Genomic DNA, 25,485 nt, shown 5'->3' with positions numbered 1-25,485 from the left:
AGAATCAACGACTCACAGCAATCGCCTGGTTGTTCATGATACGCGGAGTGAGGAACACCAGCAGCTCGGATTTTTTCTCCGAGACCACATCACGCCGGAAAAGGCGGCCAAGATACGGCACATCGCCAAGAAATGGCACCTTATCTACAACCTTGCTCTGAGTATTCGAGAAAACCCCGCCAATCACAATGGTCTCGCCGTCATTGACCAGCACCTTGGCGTTGACTTCATTTTTCTTGATCGGCGGCACCTCCTGGACCTTGTTCAGGTAGTCAGGCTCATCCTTGGTGACCTTGACCTCCATGATGATGCGGTTGTCCGGGGTGATCTGCGGGGTCACTTCCAGCGACAGCGAGGCCTCCTTGAACGACACCGAGGTGGCGCCGCTGGAGCTGGCTTCCTGGTAGGGGATCTCCGTGCCCTTGAGGATCTTCGCCGTCTCCTTGTCGGACGTCACGACCTTGGGTTGGGAGACGATTTCGCCGTTGCCGGTCTTCTCCATCGCCGTCAGCTCCAGGTCCAGCAGGACGTTGTCGGTGATGAACGCGATGCCGATCCCCGAGGTATTGCCCGACACCCCCATGTCGACGAACGGCTGGTTGGTGCCGGTGCTGCCCGGCGTGCCAATGGTCGTGGACGTCCCGGACGTGACCCCGGAGGAGTTCCAGTTGCCCTTGTTCTGAAGCGAGCCACCCCAGCGCACACCCAGGTTCTTGTCGTAGTCGACGTTGGCCTCGACGATCCGCGCCTCGATCATCACCTGGCGCACCGGGATATCCAGTTGCGCGACGATCCGACGCAGTTCGTCGAGCCGGTCCTGGGTCTGGTAGGCAATGATGTTGTTGGTACGCTCGTCAACCGTGATCGTGCCGCGCTCATCGGCCTTCGCTTCGGCACTGGTCACCGACTGGAACAGCTTGGCGATGTCAGCGGCCTTGGCGTAGTTGACCTGCAGCAGCTCCCGGCGCAGCGGCGCCAGGTCGGCGATCTGCTTCTGGGATTCGAGCTCCTGGCGCTCGCGCGCCGCGATCTCATCGGCCGGCGCCACCAGCAGCACGTTGCCGACCTTGCGCTTGTCCAGGCCCTTGGTCTTGAGCACCAGGTCCAGCGCCTGGTCCCATGGCACGTTCTGCAGCCGCAGGGTAATGCCGCCCTGCACCGTGTCGCTGGCCACCAGGTTCAGGTTGGTGAAGTCGGCAATCAGTTGCAGGACCGAGCGCACCTCGATGTCCTGGAAGTTGAGGGAGAGCTTCTCACCGCTGTAGGCGGCGCGATCGGCATTGCGCTTCTGCAGGTCCTCGACGCTCATGGGCCGGACGCTGACGGTGAGCTTGTTGTCGGTCTGGTAGGTCGAATAGTCGTAGGTGCCGCTGGGCTCGATGCTGATGGTCGCGCGGTCGGTGCCGGCGCTGGCGTTGACGAACTGCACCGGGGTGGCGAAATCCTTGACGTCCAGGCGCACCCGCAGGGGCTCGGGCAGTTGCGTGCGGGCGAAATTGAGGATGATCTTGCCTTCCCGCTCCTGGATATCCGGGGCGATGGCGGGGTCGGACAAGTCGATCACGACGTTGCCCTCGCCCTGGGTGCCGCGTTGGAAGTCCACCCCGCGAATCGCCTTGCCCACCGGGGCGCGGGCCTTCGCCGGCGCCGCGCTGGCCACCGCTGGGCGGGGCGCCGCCGCGGCAGTCGCGGGGGCCGCGCCCTTGCCCACCACCACGAACAGGTTGTTGCCCTCGACGCGGGTGTCATAGGGTGCCAACTGGGTCAGCCCGATGATCAGCCGGGTGCGGTCCCCCGCTTCGACCACGGTGGCGCTGCGGGCATTGCCACCGCCCAGGTCATGGTTCTTGCTCGCCAATTGGTTGGTGACGCCTGGCAGGTCCAGGGCAATGCGCGCCGGCTGTTCGGTGGTGTAGCCCCGCGGCGTTGGCGGCGGCCCGTCGAAGGTCAGCTTCAGCTCGATGCGGTCGCCCGGCAGCGCCGCCACATCCAGGGTCTTCAGGCCGGCCCCATGGACCATCGGTGACAACAGCGCTATCCCTAGCGAAAGACCGAAGGCTGAAAAAATCCTGTTCATTGTTGGGCTTCCACGATTGAGTGCTCTTTCAAGGGAATGGTCCGTGGCCGCTCCAGCCAGGCGCCCTCGCCATCGGGAACGATTTCGATCACATCGACCTCGGTGGCGCCAATGGCGATGATCCGGCCGTCGTTGCGTCCCAGGTAGTCACCGACCTTGAGCCGGTGCACCCCGCCAGCGCCCCGCAGGAGCGCGAAGGAGCCACTGGCGTTGGCGATCGTGCCGACCATTTCGAATTGCTCGATATTGAAGCCTTCCAGGTACTGCTTGACCCGGTTCGGATCAGGCCGCACGTTACGCGCCCCCTGCTGGCGTCCCGCCTGGTCGACCCGGACCTGCCGGGAAAATGGGCTGCGCAGGTTGGCAGCGCTGTAGGTGAAGGTCTGCGCCGGCTTGAATGTCGGCGTCGGCTCGATCTTTCCGGGCGGACGCAGGCGCACTTCGTTCATGTAGGCGTCCAGGTCACTGAAATCGTCGCCGCCGTTGCAACCCGCCAATGCCAGCAGGCCTGCCAGCAGGCAAACGCGAGACGCCGGGCTCATGGCTGCGCCTCCTGCTCATTGTAGCGATAGGTCTTGGCCTGGATGCTCATGCGCAGCTTGGCCCCCGCCTCGGGTTCCATGGGCGCGATCTCGAAATCGTGCAGGGTGACGATCCTGGGCAACCCGGCCACGCCACTGACGAATGTCGCCAGGTCATGGTAGCCGCCGGTCACGGTGATCTGGATCGGCAACTCGATGTAGAACGGCTGGGTGACCTCCGGCAGCAGCTTGATTTCCTCGAACTCCAGGCCGCTGCCCAGGCCGGTGCGCGTGATGTCTTCCAACAGGCCCGGCACCTCGGTGTCGCTGGGCAACTGCCGCAAGAGCACGCCGAACGACGTTTCCATCTGTTTCATCTGCTCGGTGTAGAGCTCCAGGTTCGCCGCCATGTGGGCCTTGCCGGCGAATTGCGCCTTGAGGGTGTTTTCTTCCTCGCGCACCTGTTGCAACTGGTTTTCCAGGTCGCTCAAGGCAAAGTTGTAGCCCAACCCCAGCACGAGGACCACCAGCAGTATGCCGGCCAGCCATTTGATCGGCGCCGGCCAGGAGCCGATGTTGTTGGTGTCGAGCTCGCGGAAGTCGACCTTGCGCAGGGCTTCCAGCCACTCCCCAGGCTTCATTGGACGTCCTCCGTGTCGACGGGACGGGTCTGGCGCACGGTCAGCTGGAACACGTTGGCCTGGTCAAGCTGCCCCGCCGTGGTGGCCTTGACCTCGGTCAGGCTGGGGGTGTCGAACAGGTCCGATGAATCGAGGTTGCGCATCAGGTCCGAGACCCGGTTGTTCGATTCGGCGGCCCCCTTGATGGAGAGCGTGCCGTCTTCCATCTTCACTTCGGTGAAATACACCCCGTCCGGCAGGGTGCGGGTCAACTGGTCGAAGATGCGCCCGCTGACGGGCCGGTTGCCTTGCAGGTCCTGGATGATGCGCATGCGCTCCAGCAGTTGCTGGCGGCGGGCCTTGAGGTCGCCGATCTGCTTGATTCGCTCGTCCAGCACGGCGATCTGTTCCGAGAGATGGTTGTTGCGGGCCACTTGCCGGTCGATGGCGCTGTTGATGTATTGCACGGCAATCAGCGTCACGCCGACCGCGCCGACCAGCGCGCCGACCAACGCCAGCAGGAAGCGCTTGCGCCGTTCTTCGCGCAGTTCCTCGCGCCAGGGGAGAAGGTTGATGCGCGCCATCAGTCGAAACTCCTGAGGGCCAGCCCGCAGGCGATCATGAGGGCCGGCGCGTCACTGGCCAGGGCTCCGGCGTTGACCTTGCTGCTCAGGGCCATGTTGGTGAACGGGTTGGCCACCTGGGTAGGGGTGCCCAGGCGCTGCTCGATCAGCCGGTCCAGGCCAGTGACCGAGGCCGTGCCGCCGGCGAGCAGGATGTGGTCCACCGTGTTGTACTGGCCCGATGCGAAGAAAAACTGCAGGGAACGCGACACCTGCTGCACCAGCGCCTCGCGAAACGGCTGCAACACCTCGCCGACATAGTCGTCGGGCAGCCCGCCCTGTTTCTTCGCCAGGCCGGCCTGCTCGGGGGTCAGGCCATAGCGGCGCTGGATTTCCTCGGTGAGCTGGCGGCCGCCGAACAGTTGTTCGCGGGTATAGATGATGCGCCCGTTGTGCAGCACGCTCAGGGTGGTCATGGTCGCGCCGATGTCGACGACCGCGACGGTCAGGCGCTCCTGGGAGGCGGCCAGTTGCGTGGCGAGCAGGCCGAACGACCGCTCCAGCGCGTAGGCTTCCACATCGACCACCCGGGCCGTCAGCCCGGCCAGCGCCAGCGCCGCCTCGCGGACCTCGACGTTTTCCTTGCGACAGGCCGCCAGCAGCACCTCGACCCGCTCGTCGCTGCGCGGCGACACGCCCTGGACCTCGAAGTCGATGGCCACTTCATCCAGCGGGTAGGGAATGTACTGGTCGGCCTCGATCTTGAGCTGGTTCTCCATGTCGTCGTCGGACAGGCCGGCATCCATCTCGATGGTCTTGGTGATCACCGCCGACCCCGCCACGGCCACCGCCACGCTGCGCAAGGGGGTCCTGGCCTTGACCAGCACCCGCGACAACGCCTGGCCCACCCCTTCGAGCTCGGCGATGTTCTTCTCGACCACGGCGTTGGCCGGCAACGGTTCCACCGCGTAGGACTCGACGCGGTAGCGGTCACCCTGGCGGCTCAACTCCAGCAGCTTCACCGACGTTGAACTGATGTCGATCCCCAGAAGCGCATGGGTTTTTTTATTGAAGAGTCGTAGCACTACCAATTCCCTATGACTATCCGTGAGTTACGGACTCTCTAATATGCGTTGCGTTCAATCGCTCCGGTCCGACGGACGTCCGGATGGCATTCCTGGCGAAAAAAAATGCTTATAATGCCCAGCGTTTTTTTCGCTTTGTTGCAAGCACGGGGCCTTCCCTGCACCTGGCGCCTTTTTCATTCCTTGCCTGGATATCCAAAAGCCTTGATTCGTCTGCTGAAATTTTTCGGATGGTCCATCATCGCCGTTTTCTGCGGACTGCTCCTGGGTCTGAGCGGTGCGTTTCTTTACCTTAGTCCGGGTTTGCCGTCCGTGGAGGCTCTGAGAAGTATTCAGTTGCAGATTCCCCTGCGGGTGTACAGCAGCGACAACAAATTGATCGCCGAATTTGGCGAAATGCGCCGCACACCGATCCGTTTCGCCGATATTCCCCCCAATTTCATCAATGCGTTACTAAGTGCTGAAGATGACAACTTCGCCAACCACTACGGCGTCGATCCCGGCAGCCTGATGCGCGCCGCCAGCCAACTGGTCAAGAGCGGGCACATCCAGTCCGGCGGCAGCACCATCACCATGCAGGTGGCCAAGAACTTCTTCCTGACCAGCGAGCGCAGCTTCTCGCGCAAGACCACCGAGATCCTCCTGGCCCTGCAGATCGAGCGACAGCTGACCAAGGACGAGATCCTCGAGCTGTACGTGAACAAGATCTACCTGGGCAACCGCGCCTACGGTATCGAGGCGGCGGCACAGGTGTACTACGGCAAGTCGATCCGCGATGTGAGCCTGGCTCAGATGGCGATGATCGCCGGCCTGCCCAAGGCGCCGTCGCGCTTCAACCCGCTGGCCAACCCGGCCCGCAGCAAGGAGCGGCGCGACTGGATCCTGGGGCGCATGTACAAGCTCGGCAAGATCAGCGAGAGCGACTACACCGCCGCGATCAACGAGCCGCTGAACGCCAGCTATCACGTACCGACCCCCGAGGTGAACGCGCCCTACATCGCCGAGATGGCCCGCGCCGAAATGGTCGGCCGCTATGGCAGCGACGCCTATACCGAAGGTTTCCGCGTCACCACCACGGTACCCAGCAACCTACAGGAAATGGCCAACACCGCCCTGCACGAAGGCCTGATGACCTACGACCAGCGCCACGGCTACCGCGGCCCTGAATCGCGCCTGCCCGGCAAGACCCGCGAGGCCTGGGCCCTGGAGCTGACCAAGCAGCGCACCATCAGCGGCCTGGAACCGGCGATCGTCACCTCGGTGGACAAGGACGGCCTCAAGGTGCTGACGCGCAACGGCGAGCAGGAAGAGCATGTCGCCTGGGACAGCATGAAATGGGCTCGCCCGTTCCTCAATACCAACAGCATGGGTGCCAACCCTCGCCAGCCGGCGGACGTGGCCCAGGTCGGCGACCTGATCCGGGTGCAACGCCAGGCGGACAATGCCCTCAAGTTCAGCCAGATCCCGGCCGCCCAGGGCGCGCTGGTGTCCCTCGATCCGCAGGACGGCGCCATCCGCTCGCTGGTCGGGGGCTTCGCGTTCGAGCAGAGCAACTACAACCGTGCGTTGCAGGCCAAGCGCCAGCCGGGTTCGAGCTTCAAGCCGTTCGTCTACAGCGCCGCCCTGGACAATGGCTACACCGCCGCCAGCCTGGTGAACGATGCGCCGATCGTGTTCGTCGATGAGTACCTGGACAAGGTCTGGCGGCCAAAGAACGACACCAACACCTTCCTCGGCCCGATCCGCCTGCGCGAAGCGCTGTACAAGTCGCGCAACCTGGTGTCGATCCGCCTGCTGCAGGCGCTCGGCGTGGACCGCACCATCGACTACATCAGCAAGTTCGGCTTCAACAAGCAGGACCTGCCGCGCAACCTGTCCCTGGCCCTGGGCACCGCGACCCTGACCCCGATGGAAATCGCCACCGGCTGGAGCACCTTCGCCAACGGCGGGTACAAGATCACGCCGTACATCATCGACAAGATCGAGAGCCGCAACGGCGAGACGCTGTTCGTCGCCAACCCGCCGCGGGTGCCCACCGGCGAGCAGGCCAGCGACGGCCTCGCCGCGCCATCCTCCGGGACGTTCACGGTCAACCCGTTGCCGGGCGAAGCCACGACCGCCCCGGGCGTGCCACAAGCACCGGCCATCGCCGAGCGCATTGTCGACGGCCGCACCACCTACATCCTCAACAGCATGCTGCAGGACGTGATCAAGCTGGGCACCGGTCGTCGCGCCCTGGCCCTGGGCCGCACCGACCTGGCGGGCAAGACAGGCACCACCAACGAATCCAAGGACGCCTGGTTCTCCGGCTATAACGCCGACTACGTGACCACCGTCTGGACCGGTTTCGACCAACCGGAAAGCCTCGGGCGCCGCGAGTTCGGCGGCACCGTGGCCCTGCCGATCTGGATGAGCTACATGGGCGCCGCCCTCAAGGACAAGCCACCACACACCCAACCGGAACCCGAAGGCATCCTCAGCCTGCGCGTCGACCCGGTCAGCGGCCGCGCAGCCACTCCAGGGACACCTGGCGCCTACTTCGAACTGTTCAAGAGCGAAGACACGCCGCCGTCGGTCAACGAGCTGGGCAACGGCGTCGCACCAGGCAGCCCGCTGCCGGCGGACGAAGCGGCGCCGATCGACCTGTTCTGACCAGCCCCATCCAAAAGCCCCGCCTTCGCGAGAAGCGCGGGGCTTTTTTTATATCGCGCAAGGACCCTGTGGCGAGGGGATTTATCCCCGCTGGGCTGCGCAGCAGCCCCTCATCCAGGCAGCGCGGATAAATGAACCGCGCCAGCCGGATGACGACTGCTGCGCAGCCGAGCGGGGATAAATCCCCTCGCCACAGGTTTTCGGCCTGTTCAGGAAAGAGTTTCCCCTATACCAATTCAGGCACAAAAAAGCCCCGACTCGCAGGAGCCGGGGCTTTTTGTTGAAGCGCTACAACGGCTTAGCCGTTGAACACGTCATCCACGCTCTTGAGCGGGTAGTTCTTCGGATATGGCAGGGTCGCCACGCCGGTCTCGATCGCAGCCTTGGCCACGGCGTCGGAGATCAGGGTGATCAGGCGGGCATCCATTGGCTTCGGAATGATGTATTCACGGCCGAATTCCAGCTTGATGCCGCCGTAGGCGTCGCACACTTCCTGGGGCACCGGCAGCTTGGCCAGTTCGCGCAGGGCGTTGGCCGCCGCGACTTTCATTTCTTCGTTGATGCGCTTGGCGCGAACGTCCAGGGCACCACGGAAGATGAACGGGAAGCCCAGTACGTTGTTGACCTGGTTCGGGTAGTCCGAACGGCCGGTGGCCATGATCACGTCGCTACGGGTCGCGTGGGCCAGTTCCGGGGAGATTTCCGGATCCGGGTTCGAGCAGGCGAACACGATCGGGTTCGGCGCCATGCGCAGCAGGTTTTCCGGGCTCAGCAGGTTCGGACCCGACAGGCCGACGAATACGTCGGCACCGTCCAGCGCCTCGGCCAGGGTGCGCTTGTCGGTGGCGTGGGCGAACACGGCCTTGTACTGGTTCAGGTCGTCACGGCCGGAGTGGATCACACCGGTACGGTCGACCATGAAGATGTTCTCGATCTTCGCGCCCATGCTCACCAGCAACTTCATGCAGGAGATGGCCGCGGCGCCGGCGCCCAGGCAGACGATCTTGGCTTCCGGCAGGGTCTTGCCGGCGATTTCCAGGGCGTTGATCATGCCGGCCGCGGTGACGATGGCGGTGCCATGCTGGTCATCGTGGAACACCGGGATGTCGCACTGTTCGATCAGGGTGCGCTCGATCTCGAAGCACTCGGGTGCCTTGATGTCTTCCAGGTTGATGCCACCGAAGGTGATGGAGATGCGCTTGACGGTGTCGATGAAGGCTTGCGGGCTCTCGGAGTCGACTTCGATGTCGAAGACGTCGATACCGGCGAAGCGCTTGAACAGCACGCCCTTGCCTTCCATGACCGGCTTGGAGGCCAGTGGGCCCAGGTCACCCAGGCCGAGAATCGCGGTGCCATCGGAAATGACTGCAACCAGGTTGCCCTTGCCGGTGTACTTGTAGGCCAATTCAGGGTCGCGGGCGATTTCGCGCACTGGTTCGGCTACGCCGGGGCTGTAGGCCAGCGACAGGTCGCGGGCAGTAGCGGTGGCCTTGGTGAGCTCGACACTCAGCTTCCCTGGACGAGGATTGGCGTGATATTCGAGAGCGGCAGTTTTCAGATCAGACATGTGGGCATTCCGCTTTTTACTGTGTTGGACAGACGGACCGCCGAGGATACGCGCCTCGCAAAGTCCCCACAAGACTGACCGGTCACCCCTGTCAAGCGCCCTGCCCTACGACTTTGGGCCAAGAGCCGCGAAACACAAGGGCTAGATGCATACAATCGGCAGTAAAAATGTCTACAATTTTTTATTCAGCCGTCACGCTCAACATCGCGGGATCGGTCAGCGGCAGCATCCAGCGAGCCTGACCCGGTTCGCGTGCGCCGCGCCGCGTCCGATCGACGACCCAGCCCCGCGCCTCGACCTGCCTGCCCTTGAGACGTTCAAGCCGAACCCCGTCGAATTGCCCCAGCAGATGAGGTGCAACGCGCAACACGACCGAGTCCTGCAATTCGATCCAGGCACCGCCGCGATTGCGCCTGACCTCGCTCACCCGCCCGCTCAGCACGGCGAACCCGGGCGCCTGGATTTGCCGAGCCTTGAGCACCGGCGAGCGCTTCCACAGGCCAAGTCCCGCCTCACGCGCCTGGCGCTCGGCCGCTCGCTGGCACGCCACGAGATCGACATTCGGCGCCACCGCCACGTAGAAACCCAGGCCTTCGGCGAGTAATTGCGCTTCGAGATTCTGGCCATCGGCACCGTAGGCATGGGCCAGGGTGCGGCCATAGCGGTCCTTGCCTTCCTTGCCGGGCAGCAAGCCCACGCGCCCATCGCTGGCAGCCACCAGCGCTTCGAGCCGGCGCCTGGCCGCAACCGCGAAGGGTTCGTCGGAACGCCCCTGGCGTCCCAGTTCAGGGCTGTTGAGGCCGATCAGGCGCACATTGCGGCCATCGACCAGGCGCAGGGTGTCGCCGTCGACCACGCGCTGGACCGTCGCCTGGGCCAGGCCCACCGGTGCCGGGCACGACGCCTGGGCTGGCCCCAGCCAAATCGCGGACACAAAAAAGGCGCCCGCGAGGGACGCCTTTTTCATCAGTTTGGAGCCGCCGAGACGAGCCTCCAAAATGATCAGCCTCAGGCCTTTTTGGTAGCGCCGAAAGCGCCGAAACGATCGGCGAACTTCTGAACGCGGCCGCCGGTATCCAGAGTCTTTTGCTTACCGGTGTAGAACGGGTGGCATTCGTTGCAAACGTCGATCGACAGGGCTTTGCCGTAGGTCGAACGGGTTTCGAACTTGTTGCCGCAGCTGCAGGTCACGGCAATTTCTGGGTATTCCGGATGGATATCGGTTTTCATGGTGTTTCCTCAGGCTAGCGTGCCGCCACCCAACACGATTGTTGAATACCGCACGTAATTAGGCCGCGGATTCTACCAGACATCGCCAATCGCGCAAGCTATGCCTTGTACCAACCGTCTGCTAGGCTCCCGGCCACATGCGCAATCCCTTGTGGGAGCGGGCTTGTTCGCGAAAGCGGTGGAGCAGTCGGTATTGATGCCGCCTGACACGCCCACTTCGCGAGCAGGCTCGCTCCCACATTGAATCGTGCTCAGCCTTGCGAACTTGTCCGCCTATCGAGATCCTCCCGCGTGCCCAACGCCATTCTGCGCCTCGCCCTGCCTTCGCCCCTGCGCCGCCTGTTCGACTACCGCGCCCCGGCCGGGGTCCCGCGTGCCCAGTTGCAGCCGGGCATGCGCCTGCGGGTGCCGTTCGGCCGGCGGGAGATGATCGGGATCCTGGTGGAGGTCACCGACCACAGCGAGGTACCGGCCGACAAGCTCAAGCCGGCCCTGGCGCTGCTCGACGCCACGCCGCCGCTGCCGGCGGCGCTGTTCAAGCTGTGCCTGTGGACCGCCCAGTATTACCAGCACAGCCTCGGCGACACCTTGAGCTGGGCATTGCCGGTGCTGTTGCGCCAGGGCGAGCCGGCCGAGGCGCGCCAGGAGCGGTTCTGGTCGGTGGCACCCGGGGCTTCCTTGGACGACCCGCGCATCGCCCGCGCCCCGCGCCAGCGCGAGGCCTTGGCGACCCTGGCCCAGCATCCCCACGGCGTGGCGCATCAATTACTGAGCAAACTGATGCTCAGCAAGGACAGCCTCGACCTGTTGCTGGCCAAGGGCCTGGTCCAGGTGGAGGTTCGCCGGCACGCCCCGGGGCTGCGCCATGAACACTGGCTGGCCCAGCCGGAACTGCCGCTCAACGCCGAGCAACGGGCCGCTTGCGAGGCGATCCGGGCCGGCTTCGACAGCTATCACGCGTTCCTGCTGGCGGGCGTCACCGGCAGTGGCAAGACCGAGGTCTACCTGCAACTGATCCGCCAGACCCTGGAAGCCGGCAAGCAGGCCCTGGTGCTGATTCCGGAAATCAACCTCGGCCCACAGACCCTGGCCCGCTTCGAACAACGCTTCAACGCCCGGATCGCCCTGGTGCACTCGGCGGTCAACGACCGCGAGCGCCTGGAGGCCTGGCTCGCGGCCCGGGATGGCGAGGCCGACATCATCATCGGCACCCGTTCGGCCCTGTTCACGCCGATGAAACATCCCGGCCTGATCATCATCGACGAAGAACACGACGGTTCCTATAAACAGCAGGAAGGCCTGCGCTACCACGCCCGCGACCTGGCACTGGTGCGCGCCCGCCAGGAAAACATCCCGATCGTCCTCGGCTCCGCGACGCCATCCCTGGAAAGCCTCCACAACGCCTACACCGGCCGCTACGGCCTGCTGCGCCTGAACGAACGGGCCGGCGGCGCGAAGCAGCCGCGCTTCCTGCGCCTGGACGTGAAGAGTCGTCCGCTGGACAGCGGCATTTCCGGGCCCATGCAGCAAGCCATCGGCCAGACCCTGGCCGCCGGCCAGCAGGTCCTGGTGTTCCTCAATCGCCGTGGGTTCGCCCCGACGCTGCTGTGCCACGACTGCGGCTGGATGTCCGGCTGTGAACGCTGCGACGCGCGCATGACCGTGCATCAGCGCTCCGGCGAGCTGCGCTGCCACCATTGCGGCCACTGCGAACGGGTGCCCAGGCACTGTCCGCAGTGCGGCCGGGTGGACTTGCGTCCGGTTGGCGCCGGCACCGAGCGCGCCGAGGAACGGCTGGGGATCCTGTTTCCCGATTACCCGGTGCTGCGGGTGGATCGCGACAGTACGTCGCGCAAGGACGCGATGAACCAGCTGTTCGCCACGATCCAGAAGGGCCAGCCGTGCATCCTGGTGGGCACGCAGATGCTTGCCAAGGGCCACCACTTCCCAAGGGTCACGCTGGTGTCGATCCTCGACGCCGACGGCGGGCTGTTTTCCGGGGACTTTCGCGCCAGCGAGCGCATGGCGCAGCTGATTGTCCAAGTTGCCGGCCGCGCCGGACGTGCCGAAGAACCGGGCAAGGTCATCATCCAGACGCACCTGGCGGACCATCCGCTGCTGATACAACTGACCGAGCAAGGCTACTTCGCTTTCGCCGAACAGGCCTTGAGCGAACGGCGCAGCGCCGGCCTGCCGCCGTTCGCCCACCTCGCGCTGCTGCGGGCCGAAGCCCACAAGCCGGGGCAGGCCGAAGGTTTTCTCGACGAGGCGTGCAGCGAGGCGGAACGCTTGCTGGCGCAACAGAATCTCAGCGGGATCGAACTATTGGGCCCGGTGCCCGCTCCGATGGAACGGCGGGCCGGGCGCTATCGGGCCCAACTGTTATTGCAGGCCAACGCCCGGGCGCCACTGCACCGCCTGTTGAGCGCCTGGTTGCTGGTGCTGGAGCAGATGCCCAGCGGGCGGGCGGTGCGTTGGTCGCTGGACGTGGACCCGGTGGATTTGTACTGAGACCGTCCCTGTGGGAGCGAGCTTGCTCGCGATGCGGTTCGGCCCGCTGCATTGATGTCGGCTGATACGCCGTCATCGCGAGCAAGCTCGCTCCCACAGTGATTTGCGACCCGCGATAGTTGGCAAGCTCGCCTGGGCCACGGATAATACCCAGTTTTTCCACCTGCGCCTCGAGCGCCGCCGCGCCTGCGGTTGAAAGAGAAGACCATGAAAGACACCATTCGCCAGCTCATCCAGCAAGCCATCGCCCAACTCGTCATCGAAGGTGTGCTGCCAGAAGGCCTGTCGCCGGCGATTCAGGTCGAGAACACCCGCGACAAGACCCACGGCGACTTCGCCAGCAACATCGCGATGATGCTGGCCAAGCCGGCCGGCATGAAGCCACGGGACCTGGCGGAGAAAATCATCGCCGCGCTGCCGGCCGATGAAAACGTCAGCAAGGCCGACATCGCCGGCCCCGGCTTCATCAACTTCTTCCAGAACACCCAGGCGCTGGCATCGCGCCTGGACGCGGCCCTGGCCGACGAACGCCTCGGCGTGCGCAAGGCCGGCCCGCTGCAACGCACCGTGGTCGACCTGTCGGCCCCCAACCTCGCCAAGGAAATGCACGTCGGCCACCTGCGCTCGACCATCATTGGCGACGGCGTGGCCCGGGTCCTGGAATTCCTCGGGGACACGGTGATCCGCCAGAACCACGTCGGCGACTGGGGCACCCAGTTCGGCATGCTGATGGCCTACCTGCAGGAAAACCCGATCACCAGCGACGAGTTGTCGGACCTGGAGAACTTCTACCGCGCCGCCAAGCAACGCTTCGACGAGTCACCGGAGTTCGCCGACCGCGCCCGCGGCCTGGTGGTCAAGTTGCAGGCCGGCGACGCCGAGTGCCTGGCGCTGTGGACCCGGTTCAAGGACATTTCCTTGTCCCACTGCCAGAAAATCTACGAGCTGCTGAACGTCAAGCTGACCATGGCCGACGTGATGGGCGAGAGCGCCTACAACGACGACCTGATCAACGTGGTGAACGACCTCAAGGCCAAGGGCATGCTGGTGGAGAGCAACGGCGCCCAGTGCGTGTTCCTCGACCAGTTCAAGACCGCCGACGGCGAGCCGCTGCCGGTGATCATCGTCAAGGCCGATGGCGGCTACCTCTACGCCACCACCGACTTGGCCGCCGTGCGTTATCGCAACGGCGTGCTGAAGGCGGATCGGGTCCTGTACTTCGTCGACCAGCGCCAGGCCCTGCACTTCCAGCAGGTGTTCGAAGTGGCACGCCAGGCCGGCTTCGTGAGCCATCCGATGGACATGGAGCACATGGGCTTCGGCACCATGAACGGCGCCGATGGCCGTCCGTTCAAGACCCGCGATGGCGGCACGGTGAAGCTGATCGACCTGCTGACCGAAGCCCAGGACCGCGCCTATAACCTGGTCAAGGGCAAGAACCCGGAGCTGGCCGAGGACGAGCTGCGCAAGATCGCCAAGGTCGTGGGCATCGACGCGGTGAAATACGCCGACCTGTCCAAGCACCGCACCAGCGACTACAGCTTCAACTTCGACCTGATGCTCAACTTCGAAGGCAACACCGCGCCATACCTGCTGTATGCCTACACCCGCGTGGCCGGTGTGTTCCGCAAGCTGGGTAAAAACTTCGATGAAGTGGACGGTCGCATCGTGCTCCAAGCCCCCCACGAACAGGAGCTGGCGGCGAAGCTGGCGCAGTTCGGCGAAGTGCTGAACAACGTCGCTGACAAGGGCACGCCCCATACGCTGTGCGCCTACCTGTACGATGTCGCCGGCCTGTTCTCCAGCTTCTACGAGAACTGCCCGATCCTGAGCGCCGAAACCCCGGAGCAAATGCAGAGCCGCCTGCGCCTTGCCGCGCTGACCGGGCGTACGCTCAAGCAAGGCCTGGAATTGCTCGGCCTGGAAACCCTGGAGCGCATGTAAGTTGGCCGCCAAGAAAAAACCTGCACCCAAACGCGGCGCCAGTCGTTACCAGCCCCCCGCCAAGAAGCCGATTCCGGGCTGGTTGTGGATGGCGATCGGCCTGAGCGTCGGCGCGTTCATCGTGTTCCTGATGAAGCTGGAGCCGGGCCAGGGCGATGACGTCAAGCGCGTCCGGCAGGAACAGCAGAAGGCCACGCGCATCGCCGAGGCGAACAAGACCCCGCCGAGCCCGACGCAACCGGTGAAGCCGAAATACGACTTCTACACCTTGCTGCCGGAATCGGAAGTCATCGTGCCGCCTGACGCCGTGCCGGAGAAAACCCTGCCGACGCCACAGGTACCGACCACGCCGGTGACCCCGGCCGAAGCGGCGAAGATCGACACCGCCCGCGCCCAGGCGGCCCTGGCCGGCATCACGCCGCCACCGGCCCCGCCCGTGCAGAAAGCCGCGCCAGTGACGAAGTTCTTCCTGCAAGCCGGCTCGTTCCGCAAGGAAGCCGACGCCGACAAGGTCCGGGCGCAGATCATCCTGCTGGGCCAGTCCGTATCGGTGGAATCGGGGACCGTGAAGGACGAAACCTGGTACCGGGTATTGGTCGGCCCGTACAGCAACCGGGAAGAACTGACCAAGGCGCAGAAGCAGTTGGCCGGCAGCGGGTTCAGCAATTTGTTGTTACAACAACGCCAGAGCCGCTGACCCAGGCGACACGCCCCCCTTGTGGCGAGGGGATTTATCCCCGCTGGGGCGCGAAGCGGCCCTAAAAACCTGCCGCCTCGGTGCACCAGGGACGAATGCATCAAGCTTTTTGGGCTGCTGCGCGGCCCAGCGGGGATAAATCCCCTCACCACAAGGGCCGCGCAACAATCACCACCCACGCACCACTCATCCCCTCCCCCACCCCGCAGTTGAAAAACCCCGCGCCACCCCCATATGAGTTCCATCCGGGCATTTTCGCCCCGCTGCGTGGAGACTCTTCCCTTGACCACCATCGTTTCAGTCCGCCGTCATGGCAAAGTCGTCATGGGCGGCGACGGCCAGGTTTCACTGGGCAACACAGTGATGAAAGGCAACGCGAAGAAAGTCCGCCGCCTGTATCACGGCCAGGTCATCGCCGGCTTCGCCGGGGCCACCGCCGACGCCTTCACCTTGTTCGAGCGTTTCGAAGGCCAGCTGGAAAAACACCAGGGCCACCTGATTCGTGCCGCCGTGGAACTGGCCAAGGAATGGCGCACCGACCGTTCCCTGAGCCGTCTCGAAGCCATGCTCGCGGTCGCCAACAAGGACGCCTCGCTGATCATCACCGGCAACGGCGACGTCGTCGAGCCCGAGGACGGCCTGATCGCCATGGGTTCCGGTGGCGCCTACGCCCAGGCGGCCGCCAGCGCCCTGTTGAAAAAAACCGACCTGTCGGCCCGGGAAATCGTCGAGACTGCCCTGGGCATTGCCGGCGACATCTGTGTCTTCACCAACCACACCCAAACCATTGAGGAGCAGGATCTCGCGGAATAAGCCTGTCCCGGCCCAGCGCCACGGCTCGTTTCTGCTTGAGGACCGCCAATTATTATGTCCATGACTCCCCGCGAAATCGTCCACGAACTCAACCGCCATATCATCGGCCAGGACGATGCCAAGCGCGCCGTCGCCATCGCCCTGCGCAACCGCTGGCGCCGCATGCAATTGCCTGAAGAGCTGCGTGTCGAGGTGACGCCCAAGAACATCCTGATGATCGGCCCGACCGGCGTCGGCAAGACCGAGATCGCCCGGCGCCTGGCCAAGCTCGCCAACGCACCGTTCATCAAGGTCGAGGCGACCAAGTTCACCGAAGTCGGCTATGTCGGTCGCGATGTCGAATCGATCATCCGTGACCTGGCCGACGCGGCGATCAAGCTGCTGCGCGAGCAGGAAATCACCAAGGTCCGCCACCGCGCCGAAGACGCCGCCGAAGAGCGCATCCTCGACGCGCTGCTGCCACCGGCGCGCATGGGTTTCAACGCCGATTCCGCCGCGACCCAGGACTCCAACACCCGCCAGCTGTTCCGCAAGCGCCTGCGCGAGGGCCAGTTGGACGACAAGGAAATCGAGATCGAAGTGGCCGAGATGGTCGGCGTCGACATTTCCGCGCCGCCGGGCATGGAAGAGATGACCAACCAGTTGCAGAGCCTGTTCGCCAACATGGGCAAGGGCAAGAAGAAAAGCCGCAAGCTCAAGGTCAAGGAAGCGCTGAAGCTGGTGCGCGAAGAAGAGGCCAGCCGCCTGGTCAATGAAGAAGAGTTGAAGGCCAAGGCCCTGGAGGCCGTCGAGCAGCACGGTATCGTGTTCATCGACGAGATCGACAAGGTCGCCAAGCGCGGCAATGTCGGCGGCGCCGATGTATCGCGCGAAGGCGTGCAACGCGACCTGCTGCCGCTGATCGAGGGCTGCACGGTCAACACCAAGCTGGGCATGGTCAAGACCGACCACATCCTGTTCATCGCCTCCGGTGCGTTCCACCTGAGCAAGCCAAGCGACCTGGTGCCGGAACTGCAAGGCCGCCTGCCGATTCGTGTCGAACTCAAGGCGCTGTCGCCGGAAGACTTCGAACGCATCCTCAGCGAGCCCCACGCGTCCCTGACCGAACAGTATTGCGCGCTGCTCAAGACCGAAGGCCTGAACATCGAGTTCACGCCCGAAGGCATCAAGCGCCTGGCGCAGATCGCCTGGCAGGTCAACGAGAAGACCGAGAATATCGGTGCCCGGCGCCTGCACACCCTGCTCGAGCGCTTGCTCGAGGAAGTGTCGTTCAGCGCTGGCGACCTGGCCAGCACCCACGACGAAGCGCCGATCCTCATCGACGCCGAGTACGTCAACAGCCACCTGGGCGAGCTGGCGCAGAACGAAGACCTGTCGCGGTATATCCTGTAACCAACTGACAGGTTTCCCGGGACCTGTGGGAGCGAGCTGTGTGGGAGCAAAGCTTGCTCGCGATCCAGGCGCTGCGGCCCTCAAGAGACCGCGGCGTTTCCATCGCGGGCAAGCCTTGCTCCCACACAGCCCGCTCCCACATTAGTCTGTGTCGTTTACAGATCAAGGCTTCCTTCAAAGACGGATCACAGGCCATGACCAAACTCCCCATCGCCATCAACCTGCACAAAGCCTCCAGGACCCTCACGCTCAAATACGCGCCGGACGAGCAATACCACCTGCCCGCCGAATTCCTGCGGGTGCATTCGCCTTCCGCCGAGGTCCAGGGCCACGGCAAGCCCATCCTGCAACATGGCAAGCTCAACGTCGGCCTGTCCAAGGTCGAGCCCGCCGGCCAGTACGCACTGAAACTGACCTTCGACGACGGCCATGACAGCGGACTGTTCACCTGGGACTACCTCTACCAGTTGGCCGTGCGCCAGGAAGACCTGTGGAACGATTATCTTGCCGAGCTCCAGGCCGCTGGAAAAACCCGCGACCCGAGCGCTTCCGTCGTCAAGCTGATGCTCTAGCCCAAGGGCTGGCGCTTTAGGGGGAATTTTCTAGACTCATCTGCTTGAATGTCCGCCCGGCGAGGTCAATGACTGGCCTGCTTGCGAAAAAAATTAAACTCGGGTAACCAATGGAACTGGCAAGTTCCCTGCAAAGGAACGGGCGAGTTCCTTGCACATGTTTCCTCATTGGTCACGATGCGGAATTAACGGTCACCCGAGCAGCGTACTGGTATTGGCTGTGTGGCTTGCGGCACGGCGCCAGTACTCGTCTGACAATGGAGCGTCGTAGATGAGCAACAAGAACAACGATGACCTGAAGTACCAGGCCTCGGAAAACACCCTGGGGTTGAATCCTGTCGTCGGCCTGCGCAGGAAAGACCTGCTGGCCTCTGCTCGAATGGTGCTGGCCCAGACCCTCAGGCAACCGTTGCACAGTGCCAAGCACGTGGCCCATTTCGGGGCCGAGCTCAAGAACGTCCTGTTCGGCAAATCCGAGCTGCAACCGGCCAGCGACGACCGTCGCTTCAACGACCCGGCGTGGAGCCAGAACCCTCTCTACAAACGCTACATGCAAACCTACCTGGCCTGGCGCAAGGAATTGCACGCCTGGATCGACGACAGCAACCTGCCTCCCCAGGACATCAGCCGCGGGCATTTCGTGATCAACCTGATGACCGAAGCCATGTCGCCGACCAATTCGGCGGCCAACCCGGCGGCGGTCAAGCGCTTCTTCGAAACCGGCGGCAAGAGCCTGCTGGACGGCTTGTCCCACCTGGCCAAGGACCTGGTGCACAACGGCGGGATGCCGAGCCAGGTCAACATGGGCGCGTTCGAAGTCGGCAAGAGCCTGGGCGTGACCGAAGGCGCCGTGGTGTTTCGCAACGACGTGCTGGAGCTGATCCAGTACCGCCCCATCACCGAGCAGGTCCACGAGCGACCGCTGCTGGTGGTGCCACCGCAGATCAACAAGTTCTACGTATTCGACCTGAGCCCGGACAAGAGCCTGGCGCGCTTCTGCCTGCGCAGCAATGTGCAGACGTTCATCATCAGCTGGCGCAACCCCACCAAGGAACAGCGCGAATGGGGCCTGTCGACCTACATCGAGGCGCTCAAGGAAGCGGTGGACGTGGTCACGGCCATCACCGGCAGCAAGGACGTGAACATGCTCGGCGCCTGCTCGGGCGGCATCACCTGCACGGCGCTGCTGGGCCACTATGCGGCCCTCGGCGAGAAAAAGGTCAACGCCATGACCCTGTTGGTGAGCGTGCTCGACACCACCCTGGACACCGACGTGGCGCTGTTCGTCGACGAGCAGACCCTGGAAGCGGCCAAGCGCCACTCCTACCAGGCCGGTGTGCTCGAGGGGCGCGACATGGCCAAGGTGTTCGCCTGGATGCGCCCCAACGACCTGATCTGGAACTACTGGGTCAACAACTACCTCCTGGGCAACGAACCGCCGGTGTTCGACATCCTGTTCTGGAACAACGACACCACGAGGCTGCCGGCGGCGTTCCACGGCGACCTGATCGAGATGTTCAAGAGCAACCCCCTGACCCGGCCCAACGCACTGGAAGTGTGCGGCACACCCATCGACCTCAAGCAGGTCAGCGCCGACATCTTCGCCCTGGCCGGCACCAACGACCACATCACCCCCTGGAAGTCCTGCTACAAGTCGGCGCAGTTGTTTGGCGGCAAGGTGGAATTCGTGCTGTCGAGCAGCGGCCACATCCAGAGCATCCTCAACCCGCCGGGCAACCCGAAGGCCCGCTACATGACCGGCGAAGACCTGCCAGCCAAGGCCGAGGACTGGCAGGAAAACTCCACCAAGCACACCGATTCCTGGTGGCTGCACTGGCAAGCCTGGCAGGCCGAACGCTCGGGCAAGCTGAAAAAGGCGCCCACGGTGCTGGGCAACAAGACGTACGTGGCCGGCGAGGCGGCGCCCGGCACGTATGTGCATGAGCGGTAAGAGATGCAACTCGTCTGGCGCAGGAGTGGGCTTGCTCACGAATACATCCAGCCAGCCGACACTGAATGCAAGGCCCACAGCGCTGGGGAACATAAAACTCATGTTCACAGCAGATCCCTTGTGGGAGCGAGCTTGCTCGCGATGACGGCGGCACATTCAACACCTGTATGTGCTGACACATCGCAATCGCGAGCAAGCTCGCTCCCACCCGGGAGCGGGATACATCGAAAGATCGCGACATAACCCACAGGGCTTGAAGCATGCCGCAACCGTACATCTTCCGTACCGTCGACCTGGATGGCCAGACCTTGCGCACCGCGGTACGTCCCGGCAAGCCTCACCTGACGCCCCTGTTGATCTTCAATGGCATCGGCGCCAACCTCGAACTGGTGTTCCCGTTCATCCAGGCCCTGGACCCGGACCTGGAAGTCATCGCCTTCGACGTGCCCGGTGTCGGCGGGTCATCGACGCCCAGCCGGCCGTATCGCTTTCCGGGCCTGGCCAAGCTCACCGCGCGGATGCTCGACTACCTCGACTATGGCCAGGTCAACGCGATCGGCGTGTCCTGGGGCGGCGCGCTGGCCCAGCAATTCGCCTACGACTACCCCGAGCGCTGCAAGAAGCTGGTGTTGGCGGCCACGGCGGCCGGCGCGGTGATGGTGCCGGGCAAGCCGAAGGTGCTGTGGATGATGGCCAGCCCCCGGCGCTACGTCCAGCCCTCCCATGTGATGCGCATTGCGCCGCTGATCTACGGCGGCTCGTTCCGTCGCGACCCGGGCCTGGCGGCCAGCCACGCGGCCAAGGTCCGCTCGGCCGGCAAGCTGGGTTATTACTGGCAACTGTTCGCCGGCCTCGGCTGGACCAGCATCCACTGGTTGCACAAAATCCACCAGCCAACCCTGGTGCTGGCCGGCGACGACGACCCGCTGATCCCGCTGATCAACATGCGCATGCTGGCCTGGCGCATCCCCAATGCCCAGTTGCACATCATCGACGACGGCCACCTGTTCCTGATCACCCGGGCCGAGGCCGTGGCGCCGATCATCATGAAATTCCTCCAGGAGGAACGTCAGCGCGCGGTGATGCACCCGCATCCGTCGCCGCTGGGTGGCGGCTGACGCCGCCCATTCGCGCCTGGCAGGACGCCGGATCGCGCAGCTACCCGCAACAGCGACTATGGTGTCTGGTTCGGTGCGTTAGTTTTTAGCCTGATGACGAAGGAGTTGACTCATGCGCGACAAGCCGGCAAAGGATTCCATGCCCGCCCCTGCCAGCTTCATCAACGCCCAAAGCGCGGTCACCGGCTTGCGGGGCAGGGACCTGCTGTCCACCTTGCGCAGCGTGGCCACACACGGCCTGCGCAACCCGGTCCACAGCGCCCGGCATGCGCTGAGGCTCGGTGGCCAGCTGGGACGCGTGTTGCTGGGGGAAACCCTGCACCCCGCCAACCCCAACGACCCGCGCTTCGCCGACCCCACCTGGCAACTCAACCCGTTCTACCGGCGCAGCCTGCAGGCGTACCTGAGCTGGCAAAAACAGGTCAAGAGCTGGATCGACGAAAGCACCATGGCCCCGGATGACCAGGCCCGCGCCCACTTCGCCTTCGCCCTGCTCAACGACGCCGTATCGCCCTCCAACACCTTGCTCAACCCGCTGGCGATCAAGGAGCTGTTCAACTCCGGCGGCAGCAGCCTGGTCCGCGGGATCGGCCACCTGGTGGACGACCTGCTGCACAACGATGGCTTGCCACGGCAAAGCACGCCCCACGCCTTCGAAGTCGGCAAGACCCTGGCCACCACGCCCGGCTCGGTGGTGTTTCGCAACGAACTGCTGGAACTGATCCAGTACCGGCCCATGAGCGAAAAGCAGTACGCCAAGCCGTTGCTGATCGTGCCGCCGCAGATCAACAAGTTCTACATCTTCGACCTGAGCCCCTCCAACAGCTTCGTCCAGTACGCCCTCAAGAACGGCTTGCAGGTGTTCATCATCAGTTGGCGCAACCCTGATGTCCGCCACCGGGAATGGGGCCTGTCCAGCTACGTCGAGGCCACGGAAGAAGCAATGAACGTCTGCCGCGCAATCACCGGCGCCCGCGAGGTCAACCTGATGGGCGCCTGTGCCGGTGGCATGACCATCGCCGCCCTGCAAGGCCACCTGCAAGCCAAGCGCCAGCTGCGCCGGGTCGCCAGTGCCACGTACCTGGTGAGCTTGCTGGATAGCCAGATGGACAGCCCGGCCGCGCTGTTCATCGACGAACAGACCCTCGAAGCCGCGAAGCGCCGCTCCTATCAGCGCGGCATCCTCGACGGTCGCGACATGGCCCGGGTGTTCGCCTGGATGCGCCCCAACGACCTGATCTGGAGCTACTTCATCAACAACTACCTGCTGGGCAAGGAGCCGCCGGCGTTCGACATCCTCTACTGGAACAACGACCACACCCGGTTGCCGGCGGCCTACCACGGCGACCTGCTGGACTTCTTCAAGCACAACCCGCTGACCCGTCCCGGTGGACTGGAAGTATGCGGCACGCCCGTCGACCTGCAGAAGGTGACCGTGGACAGCTTCAGTGTCGGCGGGATCAACGACCACATCACGCCGTGGGATGCGGTGTACCGCTCGACCTTGCTGCTGGGGGGCGACCGACGCTTCGTGCTGTCCAACAGCGGCCATGTCCAGAGCATCCTCAACCCACCGGGCAACCCCAAGGCCAACTACATCGAGAGCCCGAAACTGAGCAGCGATCCCCGGGCCTGGTACTACGACGCCCAGCACGTCGAAGGCAGCTGGTGGACGCAATGGCTCGGCTGGATCCAGGAACGCTCCGGCGCCCAGCGCGAAACCCTGATGACCCTGGGCAACGCGAACTATCCGCCCCTGGAAGCGGCCCCCGGCACCTATGTTCGCGTGCGCTGAGGACCTGACGCCACGGCCGGCCGTTGGCCGTGGCACGACTTGATCATTAAGAAGACCGGATGAAAACCCGCGACCGCATCCTTGAATGCGCCCTGCAATTGTTCAACGAAAAGGGCGAGCCAAACGTTTCCACCCTGGAGGTTGCCAATGAAATGGGCATCAGCCCCGGCAACCTCTACTACCATTTCCACGGCAAGGAGCCGCTGGTGCTCGGGCTGTTCGAGCGCTTCCAGGGTGAACTGGCCCCCCTGCTGGACCCACCGGCGGAGGTGCAACTGGCGCCGGAGGACTATTGGCTGTTCCTGCACCTGATCGTCGAGCGCCTGGCTCAATACCGGTTTCTGTTCCAGGACCTGTCGAACCTGGCCGGGCGCCTGCCGAAGCTGGCCAAGGGCATTCGCCAGTTGCTCAACGCCCTCAAGCGCACCCTCGCCTCGTTGCTGGCGCAGCTCAAGGCCCAGGGCCTGTTGGTCAGCGACACCCAGGCCCTGGGGCAACTGGTGGAGCAGATCACCATGACGCTGCTGTTCTCGCTGGACTACCAACGCATCCTGGGCCGCGAGGGCGAGGTCCGGCTGGTGGTCTACCAGGTCATGATGCTGGTGGCCCCGCACTTGCCGCCAGCGATCCAGGTGGCGACCGAGCAACTGGCGTTGCGCTACCTGGAAGAGCACGACTGACCACCAGCAGTGGGGGAGATCCATTATGAAATGCCCACTCCCACACCCGAGCCAGGGGCATAAAAAAACGCCCGACCTTCACAGGCCGGGCGTTTTCATTGCCCTGGCAATCAGGACTGACTGGTAGGCGTCGTTGGAGCCGGCGCTGGAGTCGGGGTGGCCACCGGTGTCGGAGCCGAGGCAGAGTTCGCCGTGCTCGCCACCGGGGCTGGCTTGGCGGCCGCGGCCGGAGCCTTGGGTGCAGCGGTTTTGGCTGCGGCCGGTTTTTTCACGGCAGGTTTCTTCGCCGCGGCGGGCTTGGTTGCCGCCTTGGTCGCAGGCTTGGCCGCGGGCTTGGCCGTTGCCTTGGCGGCAGCAGGCTTGGCCGCCGCAGTTTTAGCCGCTGGCTTGGCGGGTGCCTTGGCCGCCGTGGTCTTTGCCGCTACCGGTTTCGCCGCAGCCTTGGCAGCAGGCTTGGCCGCCGCGGTTTTCGCCGCAGCCTTGGCCGCCGGCTTGGCGACGGTCTTGGCCGCGGCCTTGACCAGTGGCTTGGCCGCCGTCTTGCTGGCTGGCTTGGCCGCAGCCGTCTTGCTCGCCGCAGGCTTGGCCGCTGGGGTGACCTTGGCCCCGGTGAGTTTTTCGATCTGCTTGGTCAGGGTGTCGACCTTGCTGTGCAAGGCTTTCACTTCATTGCGGCTCGGCACGCCCAGACGGGAGATCGCGCTGTTCAGGCGCTTGTCGAAAGCCCCTTCCAGTTCGTCCCACTTGCCCAGCGCACGATCCTTCACGCCGCCGATTCGCGACTTGGCGGACTCGGCAGAGCCCTTGGCGGCATCGACTTGCTTGCCAACCGCCGTCTTGGTGAGTTTTTCGGCCTTCTCGCCGTCCTTTACCAGGGACTCGAAGAGTTTGCTGCCGTCAGAGTCGATCTTCGAGTACACGCCTAAACCAGCCAGCCAGATTTTGCGGGAATACTTTTCAATCGTCCCGGCCCACGAGCTGCCTTCTTTTTCTGTGCTTTTTTTACCAGCCATCCCGTTCTCCTTAATGTTTACGCGCAACACGCTCGAGCAATGCCGTCAGCTCGTCGAGCTTGACAGAGAGTGCCTCAACGTCATGTTTAGACGGAATGCCGATACGATTCAAGGCACTTGCAACACGAGCATCGAATACCTTTTCTACTTTATCGAGCTGAACTTCAACCCTGGCCTTGAACGTATTAACGTCGGACTTGACTTCCATCAACTCGCTGTTGGCGGCTTCAAGTTTTCCGGCCACGTTCTTTTTGCCTTTTGTTTCAATAACTTCGCCGGCCTTTATTAACTCCTGGAAGTACTCGCTGCCTTCCTGGCCCACCTTCGCGTAGGCACCCAGGCCAGCCAGCCAGATCTTGCGGGCATAGGTTTTCACCTCGCCCAGCGTGGAAGATTCAATGTCGGTTTTTTTCTTCAGGATAACTTTGGCCATGGTGCACCTCACTCGGAAACGGATTTGAGGAACTGCCCGCACACGGACGGGCTCAGGCACAAAGTAGTGACAATAATTAGAAACGGCACCCTAACAAACGACCAAGATCAAGGCAGTGATCACCTGTGGGAGCGGGGGGGGGGGGGGGGGGGGGGGGGGGGGGGGGGCCCCCCCCCCCCCCCCCCCCCCCCCCCCGCCCCCCCCCCCCCCGCCCCCCCCCCGGCGGTGGGGCGGGCTGTGTTTCGGCGCCC

At 64.0% G+C, this 25,485-nt stretch carries 21 protein-coding genes; 11 read left to right on the top strand and 10 right to left on the bottom strand.

The features are described 5' to 3' along the window. Positions 1–4 precede the first annotated feature (4 nt). From Q6A48_RS13345 to Q6A48_RS13325, 5 genes are read right to left on the bottom strand one after another with little or no spacing between them, the layout of a single operon-like run. A complete protein-coding gene (locus Q6A48_RS13345) occupies positions 5–2,077 on the bottom strand; it encodes a type IV pilus secretin PilQ (RefSeq protein ID WP_304554573.1) in 2,073 nt (690 codons plus the stop codon). Beyond that, positions 2,074–2,619, bottom strand: a complete 546-nt coding sequence (locus tag Q6A48_RS13340) for a pilus assembly protein PilP (RefSeq protein ID WP_304554572.1) — start codon at positions 2,617–2,619, stop codon at positions 2,074–2,076. The genes Q6A48_RS13345 and Q6A48_RS13340 overlap by 4 nt, the downstream gene beginning before the upstream one ends. Next, the gene (gene pilO, locus Q6A48_RS13335) at positions 2,616–3,239 is read right to left on the bottom strand and encodes a type 4a pilus biogenesis protein PilO (protein WP_304554571.1); all 624 of its coding nucleotides are present in this window, start codon (positions 3,237–3,239) and stop codon (positions 2,616–2,618) included. Before pilO ends, Q6A48_RS13340 begins: the two co-directional genes overlap by 4 nt. Then, on the bottom strand, positions 3,236–3,802 hold the full coding sequence (locus Q6A48_RS13330; protein WP_304554570.1) for a PilN domain-containing protein: 567 nt from the start codon (positions 3,800–3,802) through the stop codon (positions 3,236–3,238). The genes pilO and Q6A48_RS13330 overlap by 4 nt, the downstream gene beginning before the upstream one ends. Further along, on the bottom strand, positions 3,802–4,866 hold the full coding sequence (locus tag Q6A48_RS13325; protein ID WP_304554569.1) for a pilus assembly protein PilM: 1,065 nt from the start codon (positions 4,864–4,866) through the stop codon (positions 3,802–3,804). Before Q6A48_RS13325 ends, Q6A48_RS13330 begins: the two co-directional genes overlap by 1 nt. Before the next feature lie 207 nt (positions 4,867–5,073). Here Q6A48_RS13325 and Q6A48_RS13320 point away from each other — a divergent pair, with 207 nt between their 5' ends. Next, complete coding sequence (locus Q6A48_RS13320; RefSeq protein WP_304554635.1) at positions 5,074–7,518, top strand: penicillin-binding protein 1A; 2,445 nt, start codon at positions 5,074–5,076, stop codon at positions 7,516–7,518. Between the two features lie 298 nt (positions 7,519–7,816). Here Q6A48_RS13320 and Q6A48_RS13315 read toward each other — a convergent pair whose 3' ends face one another. The 3 genes from Q6A48_RS13315 to rpmE form a co-directional block, all read right to left on the bottom strand. Next, the gene (locus tag Q6A48_RS13315) at positions 7,817–9,085 is read right to left on the bottom strand and encodes a malic enzyme-like NAD(P)-binding protein (RefSeq protein ID WP_042731496.1); all 1,269 of its coding nucleotides are present in this window, start codon (positions 9,083–9,085) and stop codon (positions 7,817–7,819) included. Between the two features lie 181 nt (positions 9,086–9,266). Next, positions 9,267–10,052: a thermonuclease family protein gene (locus tag Q6A48_RS13310; RefSeq protein WP_304554568.1), complete on the bottom strand. Its 786-nt coding sequence runs from the start codon at positions 10,050–10,052 to the stop codon at positions 9,267–9,269. A 41-nt stretch (positions 10,053–10,093) separates the two neighbouring features. After that, positions 10,094–10,315 (bottom strand): 50S ribosomal protein L31, encoded by a 222-nt coding sequence (rpmE, locus tag Q6A48_RS13305; protein WP_047225972.1) that lies wholly within the window; start codon positions 10,313–10,315, stop codon positions 10,094–10,096. Positions 10,316–10,606: 291 nt separating this feature from the next. On the opposite strand from rpmE, the gene Q6A48_RS13300 reads away from it, so the two are divergent. The 10 genes from Q6A48_RS13300 (at position 10,607) to Q6A48_RS13255 (ending at position 23,788) form a co-directional block, all read left to right on the top strand. Continuing rightward, complete coding sequence (locus Q6A48_RS13300; RefSeq protein ID WP_304554567.1) at positions 10,607–12,826, top strand: primosomal protein N'; 2,220 nt, start codon at positions 10,607–10,609, stop codon at positions 12,824–12,826. A 207-nt stretch (positions 12,827–13,033) separates the two neighbouring features. Beyond that, a complete protein-coding gene (gene argS, locus Q6A48_RS13295) occupies positions 13,034–14,770 on the top strand; it encodes an arginine--tRNA ligase (protein ID WP_304554566.1) in 1,737 nt (578 codons plus the stop codon). Position 14,771: 1 nt separating this feature from the next. Beyond that, positions 14,772–15,467, top strand: coding sequence for an SPOR domain-containing protein (locus tag Q6A48_RS13290; RefSeq protein ID WP_042731501.1), 696 nt, complete (start codon positions 14,772–14,774; stop codon positions 15,465–15,467). A 282-nt stretch (positions 15,468–15,749) separates the two neighbouring features. After that, a complete protein-coding gene (hslV, locus tag Q6A48_RS13285) occupies positions 15,750–16,280 on the top strand; it encodes an ATP-dependent protease subunit HslV (protein ID WP_007968352.1) in 531 nt (176 codons plus the stop codon). A 54-nt stretch (positions 16,281–16,334) separates the two neighbouring features. Next, entirely contained in the window at positions 16,335–17,672 is a 1,338-nt protein-coding gene (gene hslU, locus Q6A48_RS13280) for an ATP-dependent protease ATPase subunit HslU (protein WP_047736137.1), read from the top strand. 194 nt (positions 17,673–17,866) lie between these two features. Beyond that, positions 17,867–18,244 carry a gamma-butyrobetaine hydroxylase family protein gene (locus Q6A48_RS13275; protein ID WP_304554562.1) on the top strand — a complete coding sequence of 126 codons (378 nt, stop codon included), beginning with the start codon at positions 17,867–17,869 and terminating at the stop codon, positions 18,242–18,244. Positions 18,245–18,515: 271 nt separating this feature from the next. Beyond that, positions 18,516–20,195, top strand: coding sequence for a class II poly(R)-hydroxyalkanoic acid synthase (phaC, locus tag Q6A48_RS13270; protein WP_304554561.1), 1,680 nt, complete (start codon positions 18,516–18,518; stop codon positions 20,193–20,195). Positions 20,196–20,455: 260 nt separating this feature from the next. Next, entirely contained in the window at positions 20,456–21,313 is an 858-nt protein-coding gene (gene phaZ, locus Q6A48_RS13265) for a poly(3-hydroxyalkanoate) depolymerase (RefSeq protein ID WP_042730510.1), read from the top strand. A gap of 112 nt (positions 21,314–21,425) precedes the next feature. Further along, on the top strand, positions 21,426–23,108 hold the full coding sequence (gene phaC, locus Q6A48_RS13260; RefSeq protein ID WP_304554560.1) for a class II poly(R)-hydroxyalkanoic acid synthase: 1,683 nt from the start codon (positions 21,426–21,428) through the stop codon (positions 23,106–23,108). A 59-nt stretch (positions 23,109–23,167) separates the two neighbouring features. After that, complete coding sequence (locus Q6A48_RS13255) at positions 23,168–23,788, top strand: TetR/AcrR family transcriptional regulator (protein ID WP_304554559.1); 621 nt, start codon at positions 23,168–23,170, stop codon at positions 23,786–23,788. A 110-nt stretch (positions 23,789–23,898) separates the two neighbouring features. Here the strand turns inward: Q6A48_RS13255 and Q6A48_RS13250 are convergent, their stop codons facing one another. Further along, positions 23,899–24,801: a phasin family protein gene (locus Q6A48_RS13250; protein ID WP_304554558.1), complete on the bottom strand. Its 903-nt coding sequence runs from the start codon at positions 24,799–24,801 to the stop codon at positions 23,899–23,901. Between the two features lie 10 nt (positions 24,802–24,811). Next, the gene (locus Q6A48_RS13245) at positions 24,812–25,234 is read right to left on the bottom strand and encodes a phasin family protein (protein WP_304554557.1); all 423 of its coding nucleotides are present in this window, start codon (positions 25,232–25,234) and stop codon (positions 24,812–24,814) included. Positions 25,235–25,485 lie beyond the last annotated feature (251 nt).

Origin of the sequence: Pseudomonas citrullilanati, from assembly GCF_030580855.1 — a bacterium.
GTDB classification, from domain to species: Bacteria; Pseudomonadota; Gammaproteobacteria; order Pseudomonadales; family Pseudomonadaceae; genus Aquipseudomonas; species Aquipseudomonas citrulli.
Note: the sequence above shows the minus strand (reverse complement) of the source record. Positions and strands in the feature narration are given on the sequence as shown.